Source organism: Embleya sp. NPDC050154, assembly GCF_044460165.1.
In the GTDB taxonomy this organism is placed as follows: Bacteria; Actinomycetota; Actinomycetes; order Streptomycetales; family Streptomycetaceae; genus Embleya.
In genome coordinates this window covers 143,043-153,071 of record NZ_JBITJP010000028.1, presented here as the reverse complement: position 1 = coordinate 153,071, position 10,029 = coordinate 143,043, and the positions used below count along the sequence as shown (strand labels likewise).

5 protein-coding genes and 1 pseudogene are annotated in these 10,029 nt (G+C 73.4%); all 6 read right to left on the bottom strand.

The window, feature by feature from the left end:
- A pseudogene (locus ACIBSV_RS41305) lies at positions 1-476 on the bottom strand (peptidase M28); the annotation flags it as partial.
- A gap of 771 nt (positions 477-1,247) precedes the next feature.
- Complete coding sequence (locus ACIBSV_RS41300; protein ID WP_395872553.1) at positions 1,248-2,648, bottom strand: hypothetical protein; 1,401 nt, start codon at positions 2,646-2,648, stop codon at positions 1,248-1,250.
- Positions 2,645-3,922, bottom strand: a complete 1,278-nt coding sequence (locus ACIBSV_RS41295; RefSeq protein WP_395872551.1) for a CHAT domain-containing protein — start codon at positions 3,920-3,922, stop codon at positions 2,645-2,647. Before ACIBSV_RS41295 ends, ACIBSV_RS41300 begins: the two co-directional genes overlap by 4 nt.
- The gene (locus ACIBSV_RS41290; protein ID WP_395872549.1) at positions 3,922-5,370 is read right to left on the bottom strand and encodes a hypothetical protein; all 1,449 of its coding nucleotides are present in this window, start codon (positions 5,368-5,370) and stop codon (positions 3,922-3,924) included. Before ACIBSV_RS41290 ends, ACIBSV_RS41295 begins: the two co-directional genes overlap by 1 nt.
- A 107-nt stretch (positions 5,371-5,477) precedes the next feature.
- Entirely contained in the window at positions 5,478-6,815 is a 1,338-nt protein-coding gene (locus ACIBSV_RS41285) for a hypothetical protein (protein ID WP_395872547.1), read from the bottom strand.
- A gap of 135 nt (positions 6,816-6,950) precedes the next feature.
- Positions 6,951-9,842 carry an AAA family ATPase gene (locus ACIBSV_RS41280; RefSeq protein WP_395872545.1) on the bottom strand — a complete coding sequence of 964 codons (2,892 nt, stop codon included), beginning with the start codon at positions 9,840-9,842 and terminating at the stop codon, positions 6,951-6,953.
- Between the last annotated feature and the right edge of the window lie 187 nt (positions 9,843-10,029).

Sequence of the window (10,029 nt, the reverse complement as noted above, 5' to 3'; positions counted from 1 at the left end):
CTCTTGTCGTCCTTGACCCGGACCACCAGGCGGTGCGAGTCGACCTTGTCCACGACCGGGAGTTGCGCCTTGGACGTGCTCTCGGCGGCGCCGGCCGTCACGGTCGGCTGGGTGGTGACCGCGACCCGTGTTCCGGTGGCGGACTGGGTCGAGCGGACCCGGCCCTGGCCGTCGGCCAGCACGACCGCGTCCCCGCCGACGACCGGCAGGCCGCGGTAGGTGCGCTGGTACGCGACGGAGTACAGGTCGTTGACCCACGGCGTGACGAATTGGCGTTCGTACTGCTCGTCCGGGCCCTTGGCGAGGGCGTCCAGGCCGCCGGCGGCCGCCCGGTCGGCGGCGGATACCGCGAGTGCCTGGGAGCCGGCGGGGGGAGGGGAGGGGTCGGCTCCGGCCGAGGACGGGCCGGCGGTGCCGATGGCCAGGCCGGCGAGCATGGCCAGGACGGTCCCGGCCGTGGTCGTTCTGCGGTTCATCGAGACTCCTTGGGTGGGGGAGACTCGACCACGTCGCCGGTCCGCGCCGCGTCCGCCTTGTGAGTGACGCGGGTGACCGTGCAGGCAGGCTGCGTGCCCGAGCGAGCGAAACACTCACACGGGCAAGGGGAGGCGGTGAAGCCGTCGGCGACATCCGGCTAGTTCTGTCAAATCGGCGCCGGCTCCGGCGCCCCACGCGGAACCCGTGCGCGGCGCGCGGGATTTCGGGCATCGTCGGCGTGGAATCAGCCGGCCTTTGACGGGCACGAGTGCGCCTCGGCTCCGGAATCCCAGGGTGCCAACGAACAGGCCATCGCATGGGCGCGCGACGCGGCAACCGGTACGGCGGACCCGGAGCACGCGTCGAAGGGGCGACGCGCGCTGCGTCGCCCCTTCGCGTGTGCTGACCGGAGCAGCTCGGACGGCGCTTGCGTGGACAGCACGTTGATCGCCGCACGGTATGCGGTGCCGCGTCGTCGGTCAGATGAATCTGGTAGTGCGGCGTGTCGGTGGCGCCTTCGCGTACGCGCGCCACCGCCCGCGCGGCCGGCACTCCGTAGTTCCGCAATGGCATGGGCATCCCTTCCCACCGGGCCCGGACCGCGCCGGGCGGACCCGGCCATCGTGGCGGTGGGGCACACCGGAACCGGGCGCGACACACCGGGCGACGGCGACCCGCACCCGATCGTGCACCCCTCCGCGCGGCGCCGATCGGTCGAGCCGCACGGCACATCGAGGCCGGTGGTCGCCGCGCCCGTCGAGGAGGTCGGGTCACGGTTGGTGGGTCAACGCGGGCAGGGCCACGGTGGGATCGCCCAACAGCACCAGGCTCTGGCGGTCCAGGGCCGAGACGCGCAGCCTGGTCAACGTCTCGCGGACCGACGTGTCGCCGCCCGCCAACGCCTCCCGCAGTCGGGCCCAGCGGGTGTGCAACTCGCCGACGTCGGCCCGGTATTCGGCCAGCGCCAAGCCCAGCGGCTCGCCCGCGTACAGGTGCGTGGACAGCGCGGAGACCAAGCGCCCGCCGAGCCCCTGGCCGGTGTCCTCGACCTGCAGCGTCCAACTGAAGGTCGGTTCGACATGCCCGAGCACGGCCCGCACCGGGTCCTGCCGACCGAGCAGTCGCAAAGCCGCGGGTGCCACCATCGTGCCCAGGCCCGCGACGGCCTCGACCGTGCCGAAGGCGGAACTGCCGACCGGAAGCAGGCCGGCGTAGAAGCTCTCGCCCGCCGCGCCGGCCGAACAGCACGCCTGGGCGTACCAGACGCAGCCACCGGGCACGGCGTCGCACAGCGTGTCCAGCGGCACCGTGGTGTGCGTGCCGTCGACCGGCAGCCCGAGCGTGGCGCGCATCTCGGCGGGGTTGCCCAGCGGTCCGGTCCGACCGTGGCTGGAGGTCGCGAGCAGTCCGGGGCGGATCTCGGCCAGGGCGGCCGGCAGCGCCGCGCCGGTGGCCTCGGCCGCCGTGAGATTGCGGAACTGCGCGAGCGGGGGCGGCGTGAGCCGATCGGCCAGCGGCGACGCGATCACCGCGCGCATCAACGCCGTGATGTCGGTGGGACCGTGGTCGACCGTCCAGGCCAGCGCCCGATCCGTGCGGGCCGGTGCCTCGTTCCAGTCCGTGAGCAGGGCGTGCGCGTAGTGGGCCAACGGCTCCCCGGACAGGGGGATGCGCCCGACCAGGTGCCGGGTGCCCAGGGTGTACTGCACGGACCAGGGGATCACCTCGGGGCCGCCGACGATCGCCACGTACCTCGGGAGCCGGCCCCGGCCGGTGCCGAACTCGGACAACCCGATGGCCGGTTCCTGCGGCCGGTCGTGCGCGAAGTAGCGGCGCAGGAGGTGGCCGGGCAGGTCCGGGCTCCAGCGCAACACCACGGTGTCCGGCCGGGCCGCCAGCAGTTCGCGGATCGGTGCCGCGGCGTCCTCGCCGGCCGCTTTCGCGGCATCGGACAGATTCGGATCGGTGCTGTCCGGGAGCAGGATCCCGTAGCCGACGTCGGCCGAGCGCCAGTCGCGCGGATCGACCGGCGGGCCGAACGGGAGCACGGCCTGCGAACGCGGGATGCCGCGCGTTTTGGCACCCCAGCTTGCCGCGTCCTCACCCGTTGTGGCTCGCGCCACCTCGTCCCCGGTCCAGGCGTTGAGCTGGATGTCGGATGGCAGAGTCACGGATCACCACCGGCCAATCGGGCCCGCAGTCCGGCGATCAGCGCGTCGACCCGCTCGACCAGGCCCGGGTCGGCGGTGGTCGGGTCGAGCGTCGCGCGGAACCGCTCGAACGTGTCGAGCTGCCCCTGCAGGTTCGCCGTGTCGGACACACCGAGCGCGGAACTCGAGACGATCCGCAGCGGATTGTCCTGCACGTAGAGCACCGGATCCGACCACGAGTCGGTCAGGGTCGGATCGGCCTGCGCCATCGCCTGGCGCGGCGCGGTCAAGGTCGCGGCCCAGTCGATCTCGTGCTCCCCGGCATCCTTCACAGCGGTCCGGACAGTGGCGATCACCTCCGGGTACAGCGCGGCGCAGAACCGGTCGGTGTCGTTGAGGTCGATCAGCCTGCGCATGCCCGCGACGGCGGGCAATCCGTGCGAGACCAGCTCGTGGGCGAGGGAGAGCGTGTCCGAGGTCTGTGCCGTCTGGCAGGCCCCGAGTACGACCAGCCACGGCGAGCACGGCAACAACGCGACCACCAGGTCCGGCAGCTTCAACTGCACGGAGCCGACCGGTTCGCCGGCGTCGACGTCGGCGGTGTGCGCGAAGGCCAGCGTGCGCACACCGGCGGAGGCCCCGCCGTGACACAACAGGTGCACGATGTGCGGCCGGGCCGCGGTGATCCGCCTGGCCAGCTCCGGGGCGGATCCGGGCATCGCCTCGGCGGTGACCTCGGGTCGTCCGGTCGCCGTGACGGCATCCAGCACGGCCTTTTCGGCGCTGATCACGTGCAGGTGGGTGTCGAGCGCCCGGGCGTCGGGCAGCGCGGTGGCGGCCAGCAGTGCCTGGAGCTGGGGCACGCCACTGCGCAGCGCCGCGGACAACACGGCGACGATGGTCAGCGGTGGAGCGAACGTGCGGCGATCGACGGGGCTGCGGATGGCGGCGATGCGGGCGATCGGCCAGCGGGCGTCGAGGGCGATGAAACCCTGTGGCGCGGACAGCAGTTGCTCCCAGGGCAGTTGATCGGCCTGGTTGGAGACCAGATGCAGGTACAGCGGCCCCGGTCCGGCGGCCGGCTTCTGCGCCAGGGCGACGTCCAGCCCTCGACTCACCACCGGATGGCGCAGGAGCCGCTCCAGCAGGGCCGCGCCGCGCGAGGCGATCGGGCCGCCCGGGTCGGTGACGTCGGTGAGTTCATTGGTGCCCAGCCCCGGGATGTCCGCGGGCGCCTCCCGCAACTTGAGCACGGTGCTGTCGCCGAACGGTTCGAAGCCCAGGACGGTACGCATCACGACTCCCGCATCCGCCGGTCGACGAGGGCGCGCAGTTCGGCGATGGCCTGCCCGACCCCGAGGTCGTAGGCCTGCTTCGCGGCCGGCGTCTCACCCGGCACGCCCGCCGTACGGACCAGCGCGGCCACCTGGTTCTCGATGTAACGCGTGGACGCGGCAACCCACATCGGCACCGAATCGGCGTCCGCGTAGCGCGCGGTGATCGCGTCGCCCCCGGCCACGCCGAGCGCGTTCGGCAGGATCGCCCCGCTGGTCGCGGAATCCCCGATGGGTGCCCGCCCGCTGAGCCAGGTCTGGCCGGGCCGGTCCGGATCGGGCCAGGGGTCCTGGAGCGCGGCCTGGACGAACTCCGGCTGGAGGTACGCGAACAGCGAGGGGTCGCGCGGTATCGGCACCGATCCCGGGGCGCCGGCGACGAACGCGTGTGCCTGGGCCAAGGCGTATCCGGCCGGATCCAGCGGCAACGCGCTGTAGAGAGTCGGCCCCGCACGCCGCAGACCGACGTGGTCGGCGATGATCCGGGTGGCCGCGTCGCAGGGATTGCCCGGGGGAGAGCCGAAGGACAACACGGACGCGCCGACGCGGTCGGCGAGGCGCCGCACGCGGTCCGCGCTCACGTACGCGCGACCGGATCGCGCGGTGGGCACGGCGGGATCGGCGCTCACCGACAGCACGGGGCGATCACCGTCGAAGGCGCCGTCCGTGACGATGTGCAGCGCCCGCACCGCGCGGCCGTCGAGCCCCGCGGTGATCCAGTCCCCCCACAACACCGGCCCCGGCGCGGGGAGTACGTCGCCGCCGGCGTGTGGGTCGTGTTGCCCCGAGCGATCGAGCCACACGGCGTTCCGGGAGTCGTGCAGATGGACCCGCGGTTCGTCCGGACCCTCGTGCAGCAGCCTACGCAACGCCTGTTCGGCGCCCGGGTCGGTGAACACGTGCACATCCACGTCACTCGCGACGGCGGAGCGCAGGGACGAGACGAACGACGAGAGATAGCCGGCGACCCAGGGCGCGTTTGGTGCCACGGACACGGCGACGGCCACGGTCCACACCCGACCAGGGTCGGATCCCGGCGGCAGTTGATCGGGAACGCGCACGAGCGGACGACCGGTGGCCGGTACGAGGGCGGCCTCCCACGGTACGGCGCCCAGGTGGCCGTACGGGGGCACCAGCCGCAACCACAGTGCGGTATCCGCCCCGAGGTCCGCGTCCAGGCAGTGTGTGACGGCCTCGACCAGGTCGGGGGGCACCACCAGGCGCGTCGGCGGCCCGGTGCCCTCGGAGAGCCCGAATGCGCCGTAGTCGAAGTCGGCGCGCCAATAGGTCGTGGCGCCGTCGGCGGGATATCCGACCAGCTCGGCCGCCGCGATCGGCGAGGACCGCGCCAGGTCGAGCCGTACCCGCAGCACCGCCAGACGCCATCGCTCGATGAGAGCCTCGGCCATCATCGCTCCCTTCGACGCGGGCCGCGTGTGTTCCCGGCCGTCGTGCCGTCGCCCGGCCACGGTCGGGGTCGTGGGCGCGTCGGGGCACGGCGTGCCCGTACCGCACTTCAGTCGGGTCGCACGAGCGCGTGCATGGCCCACCACGTGGCCGGGTTGCTCACCTCGCCGTGCCCGGTGATGGCCGGCTTCCCGTCGATCTCGACCCCGCCGTCCACGGCGATCACGCGCAACCCGCCGCCGAGGTCGTAGCGTTCCGCACCGGGGACGGCCGCCGGGCGACGGGCGGAGATCCCCTCCACCCCGCCCGGGCCGAACCCGCCCAGCGCACCGTACAGTTCGGGATCGCCGATTGCTGCGACGCCCGGTTCGCCCAGTTGACTTCCGCGCATCGCGAGATGGAAGAACTTGGTCAGCGGGTCGTCGAACGCGGAGAACGTGGTGAGCAACGGCCTTTCCACCGATTCCGGGACCGCGTGGTAGCCGCCGGGGCGTCCGGTGCCGGCGACGTCCGCCGCGAAGCACCAGCGGTTGACGGCGGCCTGCAACAACAACATCGACCGGGCGGGACGGTTCGGGGCGGCGGACGCGAGCGCGGACAACAACACCTTCGCGCCGAAGGAGTGGCCGACCAGATGCAGCCGGACCCCGCTCTCGCGCAGGATGTGCGCCACGAGCGGACCCACCCCGTTGTTCCCCACCTCACCCGCGCGAGCCTTCATCTTCCACACGGTGGCCGTGCGCAACAGACTGCGGGGATCGAAACCCCCGCCACCGGCGACGAGCAGACCCGGCGACGCACCGCCCGCGACGCCGAAGTCGTCCGGATCGACGGGCGGTGCCGCGGACTCGGCGCCGTCCAACGCCGCCCAGACGGTGAGCAATTCCTTCGCCGTGGGCGGCGGCCAACCATCGTCCGGATCGGGGCCGGCCCGCAGCGCGTCGAGCACGATCTCCGCCGCACGCAGCGCGGCATCGGAGTCGATCGTCGAGCGCCCGTCCACCAACTCGACGAACTCCGGGTCCGCCGCGGCGTCCAGGGACTCGGTGACCAGACCGAGCATCTCCTCCACCTGGCGCGCCTGTGCCCCGTCGGGATCCGGATCGGCCGCGATGTTCGGGCCCGCCTCCCACGGCATGACGAAACTCGTCGAGGGCCAGATGACGCCGATCAGCAACGGCCTGTAGTCCGGTGGAACCGGAACCCCGAACTGTTGCCGCTGGGCGATGAACCCGCTGATGAAACTGCGATAACGATCGAGGGCCTGCGCGAAGATGTTGTTCCACCCGTGGGAGAACAGGAAGACGTCGCCGACCCCGGCGAGCCGATCCTTGATCTCCTGCTCGGCGACCGGGCTGCGCAGTCCGCCGTCCTTGTCGTAGCGGAGCAGATACAGATCCGCGGTCGAGCCCCCGTCGAGCGGAAACTGTTGAAAAGGACCCGACATCGTCCGCCTCCAAGTGCGTGCGATGGTCGCATGGCGATCCCTCTCCATGGTTCACCTTCCCGAGGAGCGGGGCAAACGGGGCAGGATCGGCACGACGGGAGGGACGAGACGCCGCTCGGGGCATGGAACGGCCGGTCAGCGGGGAGGCTCCGGCAGGCCCAACGCGTCGTGCAGGTGCGAGCCGAGTTGCGTGCGCGAACGCACGGCGAACTTGCGGTAGATGCGGGTCAGTGACGCCTCGACCGTCTTCACGCTGAGGAACAGGGCCGCCGCCGCCTCTCGATTGCTCGCCCCCTGCGCGACCAGCCGCGCCACCCGCTCCTCGGTCGCGGTCAGCGTCGCGAACGCCGCGGCGGCATCGGAGCGCGGCGGGCCGGTCGGCGGCCCACCCGCTGCCGGCGGCCCGGCGAGCGTACGACGTGCCTGCTCCATCCACGGCCGTGCGTCGTACCGGGTGAACAGCGCCAACGCCTGCGCCCCGGCGGTGCGCGCGGCGGCGTGCCGGCGGCGGCTGCGCTCGATCCGGCCCCGGACCAACAGGCAGTGGCCCGCCTCCAGCGGCTGGTGCAGGACCTCGAAGACCTGCGTGGCGTGGTCGAGCAACTCCACGGCGCGCCCCACGTCGCCCCGAGCGGCGCACAGCACCGCCTCCGCCCGGTCGAGGTGCGCACTCGTGCCCCGCCCGCGGTCGGCGGGGTCCAGTGCCTGTCGGGCCGACCGGATCACCTGCTCCGATTCGTCGAGCCGGCCCCCGAGTGCCAGCGCGGAGGCCAGATCCCCGTGCCAGCGCAACATCGACGGCGGGGACACCCGCCGGTCCCGCGTCGGGTCGGCGATCCGCCGCAGCGCCGCGATGCCGCCGCACAGGTCGCCGGCGCGCAACCGCGCCTGTCCCAGGACGTGCAGATGGCGCTCCAGGAAGATCGAGTCGCCCTCCTGCTCCGAGGCACGCACACCGCGTTGCGCGTACGCCCCGGCCCGCGCCACGCTGCCACCGGCGAGTTCGGCGATCGCGCCGTTGTACCAACCCGGTCCCGGGCTCAGACCGGAATCCTCGGCGATCCGTATCGCCCGGTCCGCGAAGTGCAGCGCGTCCGCGCACCGGCCCAGGCGCGCGGACACGTCGGACAATGAGCGCAGGACGGCGACGATCTCCTCGCCGGTGCCGCCCTCGGTCCGGGCGAGCATGGCGAGCAGGTCGTGCCGGGCGTCGTCGAGCCGGTCGTCGAAGACCGCGAATCGCGCGGCCACGAAGCGCGGCGTCATGTGCAACCGGCCGTCGAGTTCGGGTTCCGGCAGCGCCAGCGCGCGGTCCATGTGCAGCCGGTGGTCGGCGCGTCCGGTGGCCCGCGCGGTCATCGCCGTCACGGCCAACGCCATCGACTCGGTGGCCCGGTCGCCGGCCGTACGGGCCAAGGCGATCGCCGAGTCGGCGTGGTGGGCGCTGCGTTCGTGATCGCCCGCCACCATCGCCGCCCACGAGCGGCGCAGCCGCAACGGCCCGGTCAGGGCCGGATCCTCGCCCGCGTCGAGCAGGGCCGCGGCGAACAACTCGTCCATGTCCGACAGCCCTTGGCCGGCGAGATCGATCAACGCCATGCGCACGCGCACGCGCTGCGCGGCCGGCGCGTCGGCGGCCAGCACCGCGTCCGCCGCCCGGTGCACGACCTCCGACAACCCGGCGGTGGCACCCACCTCCGCCGCGGCGACCAGCCGATCCAGTCGCCGGCCGTCGAACTCGGCGGGGGTGCGCTCCGCGGCCAGCAGATACAGCTCGGCGGCGAGCCGGCGGGACCCGCGCCGGCGGGCCTGGGCGGCGGTGCTCTCCAACTCCCGGGCGAGCTCCGCGTTCGGGTCCGCGCAGACGAGTGCCCGATGCCGGACGCGCGCGGCGGCGTCGGTGACCACCGTGGCCAGGGCCGAGTGCAGCCTCGCGCGATGGTCGGCACGCGCGGACTCGGCGAGCACGCCGGCCACGGCCGGCGGCGTGAACCTGATCTGCCCTCCCTCGCCGACCACGAGCCCGGTGGCGGCGGCGACCCGGATGTCGTACTCGGCGTCCGCGCGGCCCGCGCGCAGCAGCAGTTCGAGGGTCGGGCGGGTGGTCAGCGCCGCGACGAGCAACGTCTCGCGGGTCTGTGCGGACAGGCGCGCGACGCGCTCGCCGATCAACGCGCGCACCCGATGCGGCAACGGCGCCGGTCGGCCGTGGCGTGGGGCCCGATCCGCGGGTCCGCCCGCCAGGGCCAGGGCCAGATACGGGTTGCCGCCGGAATCCGCGTGCAACTTGTTCGCGACACGTGCGGGTACGCCGTGCCGGTCGAAGAGTTCGACCAGGTCTTCCGCCGGCAGCGGCGGTACGGCCACCTCGACCGCGATCGGCGCGGTCAGCCAGGGCAGGTCCTCGCCGTCCGCGGCCGTACCCCGCTCGGGCCACCCGCCGGCGACCAGCGCCCGCACGTCGGTGCCGGCCAGGTGGTGCAGTGCGTGTGTGAGGACGTCGGCCGAGGCCGCGTCGAGCCAGTGCGCGTCGTCGACCACCACCAGGGTCGGGAAGAGCGCGGAGGAACGTTCGAGCAGCTCCTGCCAGGCCTGCCCGCACAGGTCGTGGAATCGGGCTCCGGACAACCGGCCCTCCCACGGCGGGCGGACCCGGGGGAACGCCTCGGGGCACATCCGGGTGTGTTCGCCCGCGAGCAGGTCGCCCACGACGGAGCGTTGCGCCGGTGCCAGCGCGGCCGGCAGTTCGGGCGGAACACGATGCAGCAGAGCGGCCAGCCCGGAATAGGGGACCCGCCGACCGATCTCGGTGCCACTCGTGCGCAGGACGTTCTCGCCGCGGGCCGTGGCCGATCCGCACACGGCGCCGATCACGGTGGTCTTGCCGATGCCGCTCGATCCGGTCAGCACCACGCTGCCACCGGCGGCGATCCGCGACTCGACGGAGGCGAGCAGTGCGGCCCGACCCACCAAGGGAGCCGACGGCGGGTCGAGGGTTTCGGCGGAGCCGGCGACCTGGTCGGCCATCGTCTCTCCCGGCAGAGGGGGAATTCCGGACTGAACCCTAGCCATCGGGCATGTCCGGCATCAACCCCGTGGATGGGTGTGGGCCGTTCGGGCCGTGCGTGCCGCGCCGGGTCGGTGGGAGATCGCCGCCCCGCACGCGGTCCGGCCCGACCCGATGGGGAATCGGGCCGGGCCGAGGCCGTGCGAA

What these genes read in the sequence shown, in the direction of transcription:
- ACIBSV_RS41295 (WP_395872551.1), bottom strand. Translation starts at nt 3,922, where the DNA reads ATGCGTACCGTCCTGGGCTTCGAACCGTTCGGCGACAGCACCGTGCTC.
- ACIBSV_RS41290 (WP_395872549.1), bottom strand. Translation starts at nt 5,370, where the DNA reads ATGGCCGAGGCTCTCATCGAGCGATGGCGTCTGGCGGTGCTGCGGGTA.
- ACIBSV_RS41285 (WP_395872547.1), bottom strand. Translation starts at nt 6,815, where the DNA reads ATGTCGGGTCCTTTTCAACAGTTTCCGCTCGACGGGGGCTCGACCGCG.
- ACIBSV_RS41280 (WP_395872545.1), bottom strand. Translation starts at nt 9,842, where the DNA reads ATGGCCGACCAGGTCGCCGGCTCCGCCGAAACCCTCGACCCGCCGTCG.